This is a genomic window from Saccharothrix luteola, assembly GCF_020859565.1.
In the GTDB taxonomy this organism is placed as follows: Bacteria; Actinomycetota; Actinomycetes; order Mycobacteriales; family Pseudonocardiaceae; genus Actinosynnema; species Actinosynnema luteola.
The window spans coordinates 1-15,289 of sequence record NZ_JAJHUO010000049.1 but is presented as its reverse complement, the minus strand read 5'-3'; the positions used below and the strand labels follow the sequence as shown (position 1 = coordinate 15,289).

Sequence of the window (15,289 nt, the reverse complement as noted above, 5' to 3'; positions counted from 1 at the left end):
GGGGCCGAAGCCCACCCTGCAATGCCGTGCACCGGGTGGAACGACAGGCGCGCCGAAAACTCATCGGTCACCCGATGAGAACTCCATCCACCCAGCCCACCCCAACCCCACCCCTCCGCCACTCGAACCCACCCCACCTGACCGGCCGGCCACCCCGCCACGGGGCACCAGACGAGACCGGCGTGGAGCCGCAGAGCAGGTCCGGAGCGCCCGGCGGTTGTCGAAGCCCAGGTGGGTCGGTTTGGCCGACAGGAAATGTGCGCGGCGGTCGGGTGCGGCGGTGACGGTCGTGGGTGTCGGCAGCAGTCGGCGGTTGGCGGGCGGTGGTCGGCGGGATGGCGAGGCGGTTGGCGGCGTGGATAGGTGCGTGGCGGGTCGGCGGGTGGCGCGGGCACGCGCACTCCCAGTTCCAGGGCGGTGCGGGTGGGAGCCCGGGCCGTGGGTTGGTGTTGGGGCGGGCCTCGGCAAGATCACTCTCGGCGACCGGTTGGCCAGGGGCGCGGTCGGGGTCGGGCAGGCGCGGGGTCGGTTTGCGGTCGGCGGGGCGGCGGTTGGTGGGGGGTGTGGATAGGGCGGTTGGTGGAGGCGCGGCGGGTGGTGGTCGGCGAGGTCGGCAGGTGGCGTGGGCAGTGGGTTGGTGGGTGGGGGGGCTGGTTCGGTGGGGACCGTGGGAGCGGGTCGTTGGGTGTGCGGTGGTTGGTCGGTGGTTTGCGGTCGGGGCGGTTGGCGGCGTGGGTAGGGAGGCGTCGGTGGTGGGGTGTCCAGTGGGTGGCGGGGGCGGCACCGGTGACGGGGGTGGTGCCGGTAGGGCTTGTGGTGGTGGGTGGGGTGTTGTCGGTGGGTTAGCGCAAGATCACGGCGACTGGGCCGGCCAGGGTCGCGGTGGCCAGGCGGTGGGCCGTGGCACGGTCCGCGGAGATCACGACCACCTCGCCCTCGCGCACCGCGACCACCGAGGCATCTGCGGCCAGCACGTCCGACTCGGCACCGACGACGTCCACCCGGCTACCCGGCCGCAGCAGCCCGACCACCCCGGGGTCGGCCAGGCGCACGGCCACCGACGACACACCCGGGTCGGCCGTCGTCAGGCGCGCATCGGTCAGCGGTTCACCGGATCGGGCCGCGCTCACCAGGCTGCGGCCTAACGCGTCGCCCGCCGAGATCGCACCGGCCGGCGCCAAGGACGGTGGGATGGCGACCACACGCACGTCGTCGGCACCGAGCGGCACGCCGGGGGCGAGATCGCGAGCCGTCACCAGGACGTCGACCGTCGAGCCGTCCGGCAGGACGGCCACACCCACGGCTACCAGGGCCAACAGGCCCGCCAGGATCCTTCTGAGGTGGAGGAGCACGGTTCCGACGTTAGGGACGGAACAGGGCTCAGGACAGCGTCAACCCCCGAGCTGTGGACAACTCGGGGGCCTGTGGACAACTCCGGCTCAGGACGCGGCGGCGGCCGAAGCGGAAGTCGAGGAAGAGGAAGACGCAGAAGACGAAGAAGAAGAAGAAGTCGACTCGGACTTCGCGGCAGCCGGAGCGGGCGAGGCCGCGGGAGCCGCGGAAGACGACGAGCGGCTGTCGGTCCGGTAGAAACCGCTGCCCTTGAACACGACGCCGACCGCGCCGTAGAGCTTGCGCAGCCTGCCGGAGCACTGGGGGCACTCGGTCAACGCGGAGTCCGAGAAGGACTGCACCGCGTCGAACCGGTGGTCGCACTCGGTGCAGGCGTACTGGTAGGTCGGCACGGTGAGCCCTCCACGAGTCCGGTGTTGGCACTCCTCCGTCACGAGTGCCAACACCGATGATGCGCCACCCGGCATATGTGGCGCAAACATCACAGGTCAACGTCACAGACCAAGGCCGACGTCACAGACCGAGGCCGACGCCACAGGGCCAAGTCACCGCAACGGCAGCCGGACCACACCCCGACCCGGCGTGAGCACGGCGTCCACCCGCACGTCGTGCGGTTCCGCCGGCAACGACGGCACGAACTCCTCGTCCCGCACCACCGCCACCACCGGCCCGGCGGCCAACCCCAGCGCCCGGTCGTAGTACCCGCCGCCCTTGCCCAACCGCACCCCGGAGTGATCCACCGCCAACGCCGGCACCAGCACCAACGCCGCCGAACCCACCGCCTCCGCACCCAACAAGGGCCCCACCGGCTCCCGCAGCCCGAACGCCCCCACGCGCAACCGCCCGTCGAACCCGGCCCAGTCCAACCCGTCTCCGACCACCACCGGCAGCAACACCCGCAACCCGTGCGACCGCAACGCCTCCACCATCGCCAACGACCCCGGCTCCGCCACCGAAGCGACATAAGCGCACACAGTCTCACCAGCGGAAACACCGAAATTCACAACGGCGGACAGCACCTCGTCCACCATCTGGGGCATCACCGCGCCGCGCCGCCCGGCCCGCAGCCGTGTGCGCAGAGTCGCCTTCCGATCACGTTCACCGGACGTCATGGCAGGTCACCCTAAGCGCGCCGTTACGCTCGCAGCTCATGAGCGCCTTCCAGACAGCAATCGTGCCGGCGGCAGGCCTGGGCACGCGCTTCCTCCCCACCACCAAAGCGGTGCCCAAGGAGCTGCTGCCGGTCGTCGACACCCCTGGCATCGAACTCGTCGCCACCGAGGCCGCCGAGGCCGGCGCGACGAAGCTCGTCATCGTGACCTCGCCCGGCAAGGACGCCGTCGCGGAGTACTTCCGCCCGCAACCGGAGCTGGAGGCGACGCTCGAGGAACGCGGCAAGACCGACCTGCTCGCCAAGGTCCGCCGCGCGTCGAACCTGCTCGCCGTCGAGACCGCGATCCAGGACAAGGCACTCGGCCTCGGCCACGCGGTCGCCTGCGCCGAGGGCAACCTGACCGGCGCGGACGAGGCCGTCGCCGTCCTGCTGCCGGACGACCTCGTGCTGCCCACGGGCGTGCTGACGAAGATGGCCGCGGTCCGCGAGAAGCTCGGCGGCAGCGTGCTGTGCGCGTTCGACATCCCCAAGGAGCAGATCTCCGCCTATGGCGTCTTCGACGTCAGGGACACCGGTGACGACGACGTCAAGCAGGTCGTCGGCATGGTCGAGAAGCCCAAGGCCGAGGACGCGCCGTCCACGTTCGCGGCGGCCGGCCGCTACCTGCTCGACCGGGCGATCTTCGACGCCCTCAAGCGCATCACGCCGGGCGCCGGCGGCGAGCTCCAGCTCACCGACGCCATCGCGCTGCTGATCAACGAGGGCCACCCGGTGCACGTCGTGGTCCACCGCGGTGGGCGACACGACCTGGGCAATCCGGGGGGATTCCTCAGAGCTGCGGTTGACTTCGCACTGGAGCACCCCGACTACGGGCCCGAGCTGGGGGAGTGGTTGCGGGCACGCCTCGCCAACTCCTAGATCGAGGTCAACTTATGAGGTCAGTGGACGAGCAGCTCGCCAGGGTGGTCGCCGCCGCCGTGCGGCCCGCCCCTGTGCGGGTGGCGATCTCCGAGTCGCAGGGTCTGCTCTGCGCCGAGGAGGTCGTCGCCGAGCGCGCGTTGCCCGGTTTCGACCAGTCGGCGGTCGACGGCTACGCCGTGCGCAGCGTCGACGTGCAGGCCGCCAACGACGAACCGGTCACGCTCCCGGTGGTCGGCGAGATCCCCGCCGGGTCCCGCCAGCCCAGACGGCTGCAACCCGGCCAGGCGGTCCGGGTCGCGACCGGCGCGCCGCTGCCGACCCTGGCCGACGCCGTGGTGCCCGTCGGCTACACCGACGGGCACGCGGCGAAGGTCACCGTGCACCGGTCGGTGCCGTCCGCGGCGTTCGTCCGGCGCACCGGCGAGGACGTGCAGACCGGTGACGTCGCGGTGCGCCGCGGCGCGTCCATCGGCGCCGCCCAGGTCGGCCTGCTCGCCGCGGTCGGCCGCAACAAGGTGCTGGTCCACCCCCGGCCGCGGGTGTCGGTGATCTCGATCGGCGAGGAGCTGGTCGACGTCGACCGAACCCCCGGCCAGGGCCAGGTCTACGACGTCAACTCCTACGCGCTGGCCGCCGCCGCGCGGGACGCGGGCGCCGAGGTCAGCCGGGTCGGCATCCAGTCGCCCGACCCGCGTCGGCTGCGCGAGGTCGTCGAGGGCAGGTTGCTGCTGTCGGAGATCGTGGTCGTCGCGGGTGGCGTCGGGGGCGTCATCGGCGACGAGGTGCGCGCCGCGCTGGCCGACCTCGGCGACGTGGACGTGACCCGGGTGGCCATGCACCCCGGCTCGGTGCAGGGCTTCGGCCGGCTCGGACCGGACGCGGTGCCGACGTTCCTGCTGCCCGCGAACCCGATGAGCGCCTTGGTCGTTTTCGAAGTGCTGGTGCGTCCGCTGATCCGGGCCGCGCTGGGCAAGCGCAACCCGTACCGGCGGGCGGTCAGCGCGCGGCTGCTGTCGCCGCTGACGTCCACGAAGGGCCGGCGCGGCTACCTGCGGGGCCAGCTGCTGCGCGACGCGGACAACGGCGAGTACCTGGTGCAGCCGCTGGGTACCTCCGGGTCGCACCTGCTGGCGTCGTTGGCCGAGGCGAACTGCCTGATCATGGTCGACGAGGACGTCACGGACGTGGCGGTCGGCGAAGAGGTCGTGGTCAGCTTCCTCGCCCAGCGGGGATGAGACCCCGACGGGGCACGAGACACAGTGGGGATGGATGAGTTTCGCGGGTGACGGCGGTCGGCACCCCGGCTGGCCCGCGCGGCTCGGACCGCTGAGGGTTCCCGCGGGCCTGGTGGAGCTGCGCCCGCCGAAGCTGTTCGACGCCTCGGCGTGGTCGCGGGCCAGGCTCCGCGACCGGGCGTACCTGGAGGACTGGGAACCCACCGCGGCCGAGGGGTGGCACGAGCGCAACGCGCCGCTGGCGTGGCCGCCGCAGTGGTCGTCGCTGAAGGCGCTGGCCCGGCGCGGCCAGGCGCTGCCGTTCGTGATCACCGTGGACGGCGCGCTCGCCGGGCAGATCACCGTCGGCAACATCGTGCGCGGCTCGCTGCGCTCGGCGTGGGTCGGCTACTGGGTGGCGGCCGACCGGGCGCGCGGCGGCGTGGCCACGGCGGCGCTGGCGCTCGTGGTCGACCACTGCTTCGGCGAGGGCGGCCTGCACCGGCTGGAGGCGACCGTCCGGCCGGAGAACCGGGCCAGCCTCCGGGTGCTCGCCAAGGCGGGGTTCCGGGAGGAGGGCCTGTTCCTGCGGTACCTCGACGTGGCGGGCGACTGGCGTGACCACCTGTGCTTCGCGATGACCGCCGAAGAGGCGTCGCCCGAGGGTCTCGTACGCCGATTGGTCGCACAGGGATACGCCCGAACCGCCTGATCTGCAGGCCATGCGGCTTATTCGGATCACCCGAAAGTGGGTGATACACCACACTTTGGTACGTACGCCGGTCGGCGTGCCTCCGACACAGGTGTGACTGTTGTGACTAGCGTGGCAAGCGCACCACCGAGCGCGCCGCGGGGTAGGGGGAGGTGACGGGGATGCCGAGCTCGCTGATCGTCGTGGGTCTGGTCGTGGCCTGGTTGGTCGTCCTCGTGCCGATGGTCGCGCGCAAGCGCGCCGACGCGTCGCGCGGCAGCGTGGAGGAGGAGTACGACGCCATGCCCGAGGCAGACACCGACTTCGACGAGTACGACGACTACGACGAGCCGGACGCCGACTTCGGCGGGCACCGGCCGTTCCGCCCGGGCCGAGGGGGCTACGACCCGGAGACGGCGGCGATCGTGGCGCAGGCCAAGTACGCCTTCCGCCGCCGCGTCGTCGGCACGTTGCTGCTGCTCGCCCTGGTCACGGGCGTCGTCGCGGGCGTGCTCTACCCGCTCGTGTGGTGGGGCCACGCGGCCGGCGACGTGACGCTGGTCTCCTACCTCGGTTACCTGCGCCGGCAGGTGCGGATCGAGGAGGAGATCCGCGCGCGCCGCCTGGCCAGGCACTCCCAGCCCCGCCGCCGCACCACCGCGCGGCAGGCCCCGGACGCCCGGCCGCACGCCGCCGCCACGCCGTCGGCCGCGCCCTCCGCCGAGGTCGAGACGTCCCGTGACCAGCAGGGTCTGACCCCGCAGCCGAGGTTCCAGCACCAGCCCCGCCCCGGCACCGTCGTGGTGGACCTGGACGACGAGGACCCGCTGTTCGTCGAGCTGGACGGCCCCGAGGCCCTCCCGTACCGACGGGCGTCGGGCGAGTAGTCGGGGGGTGGCAAAACCACCCCTCGACTACTGATATGCTTCCTCCGCACGACAACAGAACACGGGGCTGTAGCGCAGTTGGTAGCGCGACTCGTTCGCATCGAGTAGGTCAGGGGTTCGATTCCCCTCAGCTCCACCAGAGACCAAGGTGCATGAACACCTTCAGAGGCGGGAACCGGTAAGCCGGTTCCCGCCTCTTCTGTGCGTGGCCGCGTCGGGCATGGTGGGCTCGTTCTCCAGTTCTTCGAGGAGATCGGCTTCCCGTTCGCGGATTCGGCCTTGTCGGGTCCGGTGCTTGAGCAGTCGGGCCTTGACGGTGTCGTCGTCGAGGGCGTCGGCTCCGACCGCGTCCCGGATCAAGCTGTGCTGGTTGCCGTAGGACGAGGCCACCGCGGTTGCCCGTCGCACTGGTGCCCGACATCGCGGTGCCGTGGAGCGCGGATCACGTCGGGCCGGGTGATCGTGCCCGGCTTGGAACCCTGAACCGCAAACGTCCGGGCCGGTGCGCGGACCCAGCAGCGCACCGGCCAAGTACGGCGCGTCAGGAGGTGCTTGTCCGCGGCGCCTGGTGGCTGTTGTCCACGGACACCGTCGCGACCCACCAGTCGGCAGCGCCGGGGGTGTGGACCAGGGCCGTGGTCAGGACCCCACCACCAGGGATCAGGTGTACTTCGAGCTGCGAGGGGAACGCGTTGGCTGGCGGCATCGTGTTGTCGTAGGACTCCAGCGTCACCGTCCGTCCCGCGGTGAGTTGCTCGTTGGCCGCGTTGCTGTCGCTCACCACGCCCGTGGCGCGCAGGAAGGTCGCCTTGGTGGCTTTGCGCGGCGTGATCTGGTGGACGGTGATGGCGAACCGCTCGGTGGCGGACTCCGGGTCGAAGCCGCGCAGCCGCGACGTCCGGATGATCCCGGAGATCGTGGTCCACGCCCACACCACCGTGACGAGCAGGAGGACAGCGAGGAGCACCCAGGTCATCGTGTCGACCGTCGGCCTCTCCAGGGCCACGTCCTCGTCGTTGACGTAGACGGGGAAGGTGTCGCCGACGCCGCGCTGGTCGGCCACCACCGTCTCCCGGCGCTGCTGCCCGCTGTGCTCGAACTCGATCCGCAGGGCGCGAACTTGGTCGATGCTCCTATTCCGTCGCGCCCCGGTGGTCTGCGAGGTGGTCGTCTCCTCGACGGCGGTGGCGGTCACCTCGGTGTAGTCACTGGTCAACGTGCCCGCGGCGGAGCTGCCGAGGTACACGGTGAAGCCGGCGACGACTGCCCACAACAGCAGCGACACGACCGACCGGCGTAGCTTCCTGGCGAAGTACTTCTTGGAGAACGGCGAGACAGACATTCTTCCTCTGACGGCTTCGAGTGGCACGCGACTGCCTTCGACGGCGACGCACGCAGGCGAACCGGGACCAGGGAGCATTTCCTGGGCACCCCGGTAGTCCTGCGCCGCATGTTAGGGAGAAACACCGGGCAATGGTGTGGTCCGAACAGACCACAACCACCGCGGGCGGTGTTCCCGGGCTCGGTGGCAACCGCGACGAGCCAGAAGGCGCCTGCTGTCCGGGCACGGCGGTGCGGGCCGCACAATCGATCCGGCACGGACGTGGAGTTCTGGTTGACCCGGCCGGGCACGGGAGCGGCGCACGAATTCTGACCTGGTCGAGCTGAACCGCCACTTCTCGCGCGGGAACGTGCGCTGCGAGTCGGCATGGCGCTTCAGCCGCTCGATCCGCCGGCACGACATGCCGGCGATGTGACAAGCGGAAAGCTCCATTGCTTGTGGACGCCTTTCAGCCGGGAGGCCCAATGAGATTCGTGCGGCGTCTGTCCAGACGACTGAGGATCCCGTCCTCGGAAGTGATCGGACGAGTCTCGCAGCTCGCTCCTCCGTCCTCGATCGGCTGAAAGGCCTGCGGCGGAACACCGTCCGTGGATGTCACTTTCCTCATGCCGCAGATTTGCGGGGTCGATGGGCGCGCGAGTGGTGTGAGAATTTCTGGTCGAGGAACGCTGGAGCGGGTTCCTCGGCGCGATCCGTGATCAGGCCGACCGAACGGAACGGCACCCGAAGCGTTGCGTCGCGTCGAGGTCGGCCGATGTGGTCGGCGCGCCCCCGGAGTGCTTACGCGGCACGACTGGAGCTTCACTCGAATGTGTTGTCTGCGCCGATCAGCACATGAACGATTCGCCTGGCGGTACCCAGGGGCCTCCCGAACAACGTCCCCCGGAGGAGACGACATGGACACCGCGAAGCGGCTCCTGGCTGTACTCGTTCTCGGCACGGCACTCGCCGGAGTCCCTGCCGCCTCGGCGCTCGCCGACGAAGCCACGCCGCGCGCCGCGACGGCTGTGACGGCTCAGGACGACAACGACAACGACAACAGCAGCGGCAACTGGGGCTTGCTGGGTCTCCTCGGTCTGCTGGGCTTGGCAGGCCTGGCGGGACGGAAGCGGAACCAGGTCACCGATCGCACCGTGGGCCGGTGACGGGAGCGGGCCACGCGCTTCAGCAAAACCCGGATCGAAGTTCCTGGGTTGCCGCACGGGGTGCCTGACGATGCTGGTGATCTCCGTGGTGCTGTCGGTGCGGTTGACGCGGAAGCCCACGGGCGGGATCAGCAGGTCAAGTCGTTGAGCAGCCACAACAGAGTTCTCATACTGTGTGCTCAGCTCCACGATCTCGGCCGACCTCGGTTCGCGGGAGCGCGAACCGGGTCGGCCGTAGAGGTCTTGGTGGAACAAGTGCCTGACCAGGGCGAAGTAGGACCGCGAGGCTTGACCGCGAAAGGCCACCCGCATCGTGGGTGGCCTTTCGCTGGTGGCCGTGGGTCGATCATCGCCGCGCCCGGGAACTCAGCCATCTGCGCCCGTCTTCGAGGCGGCCTCCGCGGTGGGTGCGGGTTGGCCCAGTGGCTTTGCGTGGCGGAGCAGGACGATCGTCGCGACGGTCAGCGCCGCCACGATCACCGCGCTGGTGGTTGCCGCGAGCGTCACACCGCCGGTGAACGCTTCGCGAGCTTGCGACAACAAGCCCGCGGCCACGTCCGGCGGCAGGCCCTCGGCCGCGGTCAGGGCGCCTGGCAACGTGTCGCGGGCGTCGACGACGGCCGAGGTCGCCATGTCGGTCCGGTAGACCGCGACCGCGATCGTGCCGAAACCGGCGATGCCCAGCGCGGTGCCCAACTCGGTCCCCGTCTGCACCAGCGAGGAAGCGGAACCCGCCGCCTCCGCCGGCGCCGTCCCGACGACCAGGTCGGTGCCCAACGAACCGCTGGCCCCGATGCCGAACTGCACCATGATCGACCCGGCCACGAGCAGCGCCACGCCGCTGGTCGTGGTCATCTGCGTCAGCACGGCGAAACCGGCGGTGGCGATCGCCAGGCCGACCGCCATCACGTAGCCGGGCCGCGAGCGTCGTGCGGCGATCGGCGACAGCAGCGACGCCGTCACCAGCCCGATCGCCGGCACCACGAGCCAGAACCCGGCCCGCACCGCCGAGAACCCCAGCACCTGCTGCAGGTACTGGCTGGCCAGCAGCATCGAGCCGGAGATGTTCGCCGACGCCAGCAGCATGATCCCGATACCGCCCGCGAACGTGCGGTTGCCGAACAGCTTCAGGTCCAGCAGCGGGTTGGGCAGCTTGTGCTGCCGCACCACGAACACCGCGCCGAAGCCGAGGCCGACCAGCAGCGCGACCGCGTTCACGGAGGTGACGCCGTCGCGGGCGAAACCCTTGAGCCCGTGCACCACGGGCAGGATCGCGGCCAGCGACAGCACCACGCTCGGCAGGTCGATCCGCCCGGCCCCCGGGTTGCGGAACTCCGGCAGCGTCAGCGGACCGAGCACCAGCAGGGCCACCATGACCGGCACGCCGACCAGGAACACCGCGCCCCACCAGAACGCGTCCAGCACCAGCCCGCCGATCACCGGGCCGACCGCGATGCCCGCCATGAAGCAGCTGATCCACACGCCGATCGCGAGGCTGCGCTGCTTGGGGTTGGCGAACATGACCACCACCAGCGCCAACGTGTTCGGCAGCATGATCGCGCCGGACACGCCGAGCAGCGCACGGGCCGCGATGAGCATGCCGGGGCTGCCGGAGTAGGCGGTCAGGACCGACGCCAGCCCGAACAGCGCGCCGCCGACGAGCAGCAGCTTCTTGCGGCCGACCCGGTCGCCGAGGGTGCCCGCGGTGACGAGGAAACCGGCGATCATGAACGGGTAGATGTCGCCGATCCACAGCAGTTCGGCGCTGTCGGGCCGCAGGTCGGCGCTCAGCTCCGGCAGCGCCAGGAACAGCACGCTGACGTCGAGCGAGAGCAGGACCGGGACCAGCGCCAGGACGGCGAAGCCCAGCCAGTCGCGGCCACTGGCCCGCGGTTCCGCGCCCACGTCACACCTGCCCCGTCGACCGGATCACGCCGTGCGCCCGCGCCGCGCCGCGTCCTCCAGCCTCGCGACGAGGTCGTGCGGGCTGGGCATCGCCATCAGTTCCGAGTAGACCCGCTCGACGCCGGCGCGGACGTCCGACTCCTCGAGCACCATCTTGAGCCGCGTCCTGGCCTCTTCCGGGGCGGCGTGCACGTCCACGGTGAAACCCGCGCCCCGGTCGGGCACGTAGCGCGCGGCGTTCTTGGAGGTCATGGTCCGGAAGGCGGCGGCCCACTCGTCGCCGAACGCGGGGATCAGGTGCTGCGCGTGGGAGTCGATGATCAGCTGCGGCAACTTGAAGGTCGCCGCCGCGCCGAACGTCCCGATCCCGCCGTGGTGGACGATCGCGTCGCACGTGGGCAGCAGCACGTTCAGCGGCAGGTAGTCGATCAGGCGCACGTTGTCCGGCACCGCCCGCACGCGCGCCAGCTGGGTCGCGTTGAGCGTCGCCACGACTTCGACGTCCAGCCGGCCGACCACCTCCAGCACGTTCGCCACCGGGTCCCAGCCGTCCTCCATCATGACCAGCCGGCGGGACTGCCCGAGGGACAGCGCGACCCGCGGCCGGGAACGCTTGGCGTCCAGCCAGTCCGGGACGGTGGTGGTGCCGGTGAACGGCACCCAGCGCATCGGCATCGTCGTCGTGGCGTCCGGCAGGCGCATCGCGGTGGGCATCGCGTCCACGGTGAACTGCCCGAGCAGCAGCTCCTCGTCCACCTCCAGGCCGTGCCGCTCGGCGGCCGGGCGCACGGTCTCCGTGAACGGGTCCCAGCCGCCGGGCGCGCGCTCCATCGCGCGCACCGCGAACGGGTAGTAGTCCTGGGTCCACATGAGCCGGGCGTCCGCGACACCGTTCACCTTGGCCGCGATGGAGGCGGCGATGGCCGTCGGGTCCCACAGGATCATGTCCGGCCGCCACACGCGGGTGTACTCGACGAGGTCGTCGACCTCGGGGTGCGGGTCGGACGCCGACGCGCCGAAGGGGTGGAAGTCCCACATCGGCGGCAGCATGAAGTAGCGGAAGACGTCCCAGGTGGCGCGTTCGTCCTCGGACAGCCCGAGCCGGGCGGCGAGGTCGTCGAAGCGCGCCGCGAGCTCCGGTGACACGATCTTGCCCGGCCCGGTGACCGTGCCCGAGCCGTCGCCGAGGGGCACCGCGGTGAGGCCGCAGGCGCGGATCGCGCCGGCCAGGGAGGGCGTGGACGCGACGCGCACCTCGTGGCCCGCGCCGATGAGCGCGTTGGCCAGCGGAACGAGCGGGAACAGGTGCGAAGGCGTGGGCCATGCGGTGAACAGAAAACGCATAAAACGCCTTTCCCGACCATTCGGCGAACGGCGCGCGGGCTGCCGTCCGGGTAAACGTCCCCATGTTTCTTTTCGTCACATGCTGTCAACCGGCGAGCGCGCCCGTCCAGGGTCTTCTTCGAAAATGCGGATTTTCCGGGACGGTGTACCGGGCGCGCGCGGCGATGTGGCACGCTGCCGGTTCGCGAGCGGAGGAAGGCGTTATGCATGCGGTGGTGGTAGGCGCGCGCGGGTTCCTCGGGTCGGCGCTCGCCGCCGGGCTGGAACGGGCATCCGCGCAGGTCTCGCCGATCACCAGGGGTGAACCCGCGCTCGTGGACGACGTGCTGTCGCCGGCGCTCCGCACCGCTGAGGTGGTCTTCTGCGTCGCCACCAGCGTCACGCCCGGAACGGCCGAGCGCTTCCCCGAAAGGGCCGACCGCGATCTCGCCGACTTCACCCGGCTCGTCGCGGCCCTCGGCGCTCTCGGCACCAATCCGACCGTCGTTCTGGCCGGCAGCGCGGACTGCTACGACCGGGCCGCGGAACCACCATTCACGGAGCGCACGCCGTTGCGGCCGGGCACCGCGTACAGCCGGTGCAAGCTGGAGATGGAAAAGGTGCTGCGCGCCGCGCCGGGGGTGCGTCCGGTGGTGGCGCGGCTGGCCAGCCTCTACGGGCCCGGCCACCGGACCGACCCCGGGCACGGCGTGATCGCGCACTGGCTGACCGCGGTCGCCCAGGGGGAACGCCTGCGCCAGATCGGCGACGACGACATCACCCGGGACTTCGTGTACGTGGACGACGTCGTGGACGCCCTGCTCCGCATCTCCCGGCACACCGGTGACCTGCCGTTCGCCCTGAACATCGGCTCCGGAGACCCCGTCTCCCTCGGCCGGCTGCGGCGCGAGGTCGAGGACGTGACCGGCGTGCGGTCGGCGGTGGACCGGTCACCGTCGCGCGAGTTCGACCGGCGGACGATCCTGCTGGACGTCGGGCTGGCCGAGGACGTGCTGGGCTGGCGGCCGGTCACCACGTTCACCGAGGGCCTGCGCCGCACCTGGAAAGCCGTGCAGGAGGGCTAGACCACCGGCACACCGCGTCGCGCCCCGCGCAACAGCCTGGTCATCGGCACCTCGACGAACCGGTACACCAACCAGGCCACGAAGACGGTGACGGCGAGCTGCACCACGAGCACGACCAGCGCGCCCCACACCGGCAGGGCGGGCCCGCTGATCACCCCCAGGTCGGCGAGCCAGGTCTGCACGCGGCCGCCCATGGTGTGCATGATGATCAGCACGTGCACCGCGTAGAAGGCGAACGAGACCTTCCCGAGGAACACCAGCGGCCCGCTGCGCAACGGGGACCAGGCGCGCCGCGAGTCCGCCCGCGCCGCCGCCGCGATGAGCAGCGCGAACGGGATCAGCATCCCAGCCGACCGCTGCCACGGCGGCGGCAGCTCGCGGTTGACGAAGAACGCGGCCAGGCACAGGCCGATCGCCACCGGCAGCGGCGGGCCGACCCACGCGCCGCGCCGCACCAGCAGCGCGACGACGATGCCGAGCGCGAACTCCGTGACGCGCATCAACGGGAAGACGTAGGTGAACCAGTAGGTGAACTGGTTCTCGAACCCGTCCAGCGGCACCAGCGCCGGCGGTGCGGGCTCGCGCAGGGTGAACACCTCGCCCGCGAGCACCGGCACCGCGAACGTGGCGACCACGAACAGCGCGCCGGCGACCCGCAGGCCGCGCGCCGACAGCCGGTCCAGCACCAGCAGCAGCGCCGGGAACGACAGGTAGAAGAACGCCTCGCAGCTCAGCGACCACATCACGGGGTTGAGGCCGAAGACGAACGCCTGGTCCGGCGTCCACGCCTGGAGCAGGAACACGTGGCCGAGCACCACGTCCCAGCCCGGCCGGACGCCGGTGACGACCAGTTGCAGCACGACCGCGACCAGCGCCGTCACCGCGAACACGGGGTAGATCTTGGCGAAGCGCCGCCGCCAGAACTCGCGCGACGCCAGGTCGTCGGGCGTCGACCAGGTCAGCACGAACCCGCTGAGCACGAAGAAGAACGACACCCCGATGAACCCGGTGCGGCCCAGGTCGTTGACCGCCTGGTCGAACCCGCTCAGCCCGGTCGACCCCGGCGGCGTGGTCAGCGCCATCCCGGTGAAGTGGATGCCGAACACGAGCAGCGCCGCGAACCAGCGCAGCCCGGTGAGCGACGGCAGGTCCTGGCGCCCGTGCTCCGCCACGCGCGGCCGTTGTCCCGTCAGCGTCATCGGTCCTCCTCGACGAGGTGAGTGGGTGTGCTCGACGGGATTGAGCGGAAAGCCGTCGTCAGATGACGTGCACGCGGGGCACGTAGAGGATCCACTTGCCACCGGACTCGCGGAACGCGCGTTCTTTCGCCATGATCTCGTCGGCGTGGTTCCAGGCGAACAGCAGCGCGTAATCCGGGTAGGACTGCGAGAACCGCTCCGGCGGGACGATCGGGATGTGCGAGCCCGGCGTCACGCGGCCCTGCTTCACCGGTGTCGTGTCGGAGATGTACGGCACGAGGTCCGGCCCGATGCCGCAGTAGTTGGTGACCGTCGCGCTCTTCGACGTGGCGCCGTACCCGACGACGGTCTTGCCCTGATCGCGCAAATCGGTCAGGAGGGCCGTCAGTTCCGATCGGATCGACTTGATCTCGTCGCGGAAGCGCGCGTACACCGGGAGCCGGTCCAGGCCGATCTTCGCTTCCCCGGCGGCCAGGTCGAGCACCGCCTGGCTGACCGCGCGGCGGCCCGCCCGCGCTATCGTGTAGCGCATCGCGCCGCCGTGCACCGGGATGCGCTCGGCGTCGACGAGGTCGAACCCGAACCTGGCCACCATCGCGCCGACCGACTTGATCGCGAACAGGTAGAAGTGCTCGTCGTAGATCTGGTCGAAGTAGTTGTGCTCGACCACGTCGCCGAGGTAGCGGTCCTCCACGACGAACACGCCGTCGTCCGCGAGCAGCGCGTGGACACCGCGCAGGATCGAGTCCATGTAGGCGATGTGGCTGATCGTGTTGGCGGAGAAGATCACGTCCGCCGGGCCGTCCTCGGCGCGGATCGCCCGCGCCGACGACTCCTCGAAGTAGTCGACCCGGACGCGGATGCCCTTGTCCCTGGCGACCTCGGCCGGGGGGGGGCGGCGGGGGGGGGGGGGCGGGGGGGGGGCCGCCCCCCCCCGCCCCGGGGGGGGGGGGGGCGCGGGCGCGGGGGGGGGGGGGGGGGGGGGCCTGGTTCGGTGGGGACCGTGGGAGCGGGTCGTTGGGTGTGCGGTGGTTGGTCGGTGGTTTGCGGTCGGGGCGGTTGGCGGCGTGGGTAGGGAGGCGTCGGTGGTGGGGTGTCCAGTGGGTGGCG

The 15,289-nt window shown here is 71.1% G+C and carries 14 protein-coding genes, 1 tRNA gene and 1 pseudogene; 7 read left to right on the top strand and 9 right to left on the bottom strand.

Annotated features, from left to right (window positions below):
- Positions 1–842: 842 nt before the first annotated feature.
- The 3 genes from LNK82_RS44020 to LNK82_RS44010 form a co-directional block, all read right to left on the bottom strand.
- Positions 843–1,352: an SAF domain-containing protein gene (locus LNK82_RS44020; RefSeq protein ID WP_230572763.1), complete on the bottom strand. Its 510-nt coding sequence runs from the start codon at positions 1,350–1,352 to the stop codon at positions 843–845.
- 87 nt (positions 1,353–1,439) lie between these two features.
- Positions 1,440–1,745: an FmdB family zinc ribbon protein gene (locus LNK82_RS44015; protein ID WP_230572762.1), complete on the bottom strand. Its 306-nt coding sequence runs from the start codon at positions 1,743–1,745 to the stop codon at positions 1,440–1,442.
- Between the two features lie 153 nt (positions 1,746–1,898).
- Positions 1,899–2,465 carry a 5-formyltetrahydrofolate cyclo-ligase gene (locus LNK82_RS44010; protein ID WP_230572761.1) on the bottom strand — a complete coding sequence of 189 codons (567 nt, stop codon included), beginning with the start codon at positions 2,463–2,465 and terminating at the stop codon, positions 1,899–1,901.
- A gap of 38 nt (positions 2,466–2,503) precedes the next feature.
- Here LNK82_RS44010 and LNK82_RS44005 point away from each other — a divergent pair, with 38 nt between their 5' ends.
- The 5 genes from LNK82_RS44005 (at position 2,504) to LNK82_RS43985 (ending at position 6,319) form a co-directional block, all read left to right on the top strand.
- Entirely contained in the window at positions 2,504–3,385 is an 882-nt protein-coding gene (locus LNK82_RS44005; RefSeq protein ID WP_230572760.1) for a UTP--glucose-1-phosphate uridylyltransferase, read from the top strand.
- A gap of 14 nt (positions 3,386–3,399) precedes the next feature.
- On the top strand, positions 3,400–4,623 hold the full coding sequence (gene glp, locus LNK82_RS44000) for a molybdotransferase-like divisome protein Glp (RefSeq protein WP_230572759.1): 1,224 nt from the start codon (positions 3,400–3,402) through the stop codon (positions 4,621–4,623).
- 34 nt (positions 4,624–4,657) lie between these two features.
- Positions 4,658–5,314: a GNAT family N-acetyltransferase gene (locus LNK82_RS43995; protein WP_230572758.1), complete on the top strand. Its 657-nt coding sequence runs from the start codon at positions 4,658–4,660 to the stop codon at positions 5,312–5,314.
- A 161-nt stretch (positions 5,315–5,475) separates the two neighbouring features.
- The gene (sepX, locus tag LNK82_RS43990) at positions 5,476–6,180 is read left to right on the top strand and encodes a divisome protein SepX/GlpR (protein ID WP_230572757.1); all 705 of its coding nucleotides are present in this window, start codon (positions 5,476–5,478) and stop codon (positions 6,178–6,180) included.
- 63 nt (positions 6,181–6,243) lie between these two features.
- Positions 6,244–6,319, top strand: a tRNA-Ala gene (locus LNK82_RS43985).
- A 23-nt stretch (positions 6,320–6,342) separates the two neighbouring features.
- On the opposite strand, the gene LNK82_RS43980 is transcribed toward LNK82_RS43985, so the two are convergent.
- Positions 6,343–6,588, bottom strand: a complete 246-nt coding sequence (locus LNK82_RS43980) for a hypothetical protein (RefSeq protein WP_230572756.1) — start codon at positions 6,586–6,588, stop codon at positions 6,343–6,345.
- Positions 6,589–6,721: 133 nt separating this feature from the next.
- The gene (locus LNK82_RS43975; RefSeq protein ID WP_230572755.1) at positions 6,722–7,522 is read right to left on the bottom strand and encodes a hypothetical protein; all 801 of its coding nucleotides are present in this window, start codon (positions 7,520–7,522) and stop codon (positions 6,722–6,724) included.
- 896 nt (positions 7,523–8,418) lie between these two features.
- On the opposite strand from LNK82_RS43975, the gene LNK82_RS43970 reads away from it, so the two are divergent.
- Entirely contained in the window at positions 8,419–8,667 is a 249-nt protein-coding gene (locus tag LNK82_RS43970; protein WP_230572754.1) for a WGxxGxxG family protein, read from the top strand.
- 366 nt (positions 8,668–9,033) lie between these two features.
- On the opposite strand, the gene LNK82_RS43965 is transcribed toward LNK82_RS43970, so the two are convergent.
- Both LNK82_RS43965 and LNK82_RS48090 read right to left on the bottom strand, forming a co-directional pair.
- Positions 9,034–10,572 (bottom strand): MFS transporter, encoded by a 1,539-nt coding sequence (locus tag LNK82_RS43965; RefSeq protein ID WP_230572753.1) that lies wholly within the window; start codon positions 10,570–10,572, stop codon positions 9,034–9,036.
- Between the two features lie 24 nt (positions 10,573–10,596).
- Positions 10,597–11,916 (bottom strand): nucleotide disphospho-sugar-binding domain-containing protein, encoded by a 1,320-nt coding sequence (locus LNK82_RS48090; protein WP_308257536.1) that lies wholly within the window; start codon positions 11,914–11,916, stop codon positions 10,597–10,599.
- 203 nt (positions 11,917–12,119) lie between these two features.
- On the opposite strand from LNK82_RS48090, the gene LNK82_RS43955 reads away from it, so the two are divergent.
- Complete coding sequence (locus LNK82_RS43955) at positions 12,120–12,980, top strand: NAD-dependent epimerase/dehydratase family protein (RefSeq protein ID WP_230572752.1); 861 nt, start codon at positions 12,120–12,122, stop codon at positions 12,978–12,980.
- Here LNK82_RS43955 and LNK82_RS43950 read toward each other — a convergent pair.
- Together LNK82_RS43950 and LNK82_RS43945 are read right to left on the bottom strand one after the other, a co-directional pair.
- Entirely contained in the window at positions 12,977–14,179 is a 1,203-nt protein-coding gene (locus LNK82_RS43950; RefSeq protein WP_230572751.1) for an acyltransferase family protein, read from the bottom strand. The genes LNK82_RS43955 and LNK82_RS43950 overlap by 4 nt on opposite strands.
- 58 nt (positions 14,180–14,237) lie before the next feature.
- Positions 14,238–15,065 (bottom strand): annotated as a pseudogene (locus LNK82_RS43945) (methyltransferase domain-containing protein); the annotation flags it as partial.
- Positions 15,066–15,289 lie beyond the last annotated feature (224 nt).

Coding starts and splice junctions, on each gene's coding strand:
- LNK82_RS43995 (WP_230572758.1), top strand. CDS start 4,658: ATGAGTTTCGCGGGTGACGGCGGTCGGCACCCCGGCTGGCCCGCGCGG.
- LNK82_RS44005 (WP_230572760.1), top strand. CDS start 2,504: ATGAGCGCCTTCCAGACAGCAATCGTGCCGGCGGCAGGCCTGGGCACG.
- LNK82_RS43955 (WP_230572752.1), top strand. CDS start 12,120: ATGCATGCGGTGGTGGTAGGCGCGCGCGGGTTCCTCGGGTCGGCGCTC.
- LNK82_RS43950 (WP_230572751.1), bottom strand. CDS start 14,179: ATGACGCTGACGGGACAACGGCCGCGCGTGGCGGAGCACGGGCGCCAG.
- LNK82_RS43970 (WP_230572754.1), top strand. CDS start 8,419: ATGGACACCGCGAAGCGGCTCCTGGCTGTACTCGTTCTCGGCACGGCA.
- LNK82_RS43975 (WP_230572755.1), bottom strand. CDS start 7,522: ATGTCTGTCTCGCCGTTCTCCAAGAAGTACTTCGCCAGGAAGCTACGC.
- glp (WP_230572759.1), top strand. CDS start 3,400: ATGAGGTCAGTGGACGAGCAGCTCGCCAGGGTGGTCGCCGCCGCCGTG.
- sepX (WP_230572757.1), top strand. CDS start 5,476: ATGCCGAGCTCGCTGATCGTCGTGGGTCTGGTCGTGGCCTGGTTGGTC.
- LNK82_RS48090 (WP_308257536.1), bottom strand. CDS start 11,916: ATGCGTTTTCTGTTCACCGCATGGCCCACGCCTTCGCACCTGTTCCCG.
- LNK82_RS44010 (WP_230572761.1), bottom strand. CDS start 2,465: ATGACGTCCGGTGAACGTGATCGGAAGGCGACTCTGCGCACACGGCTG.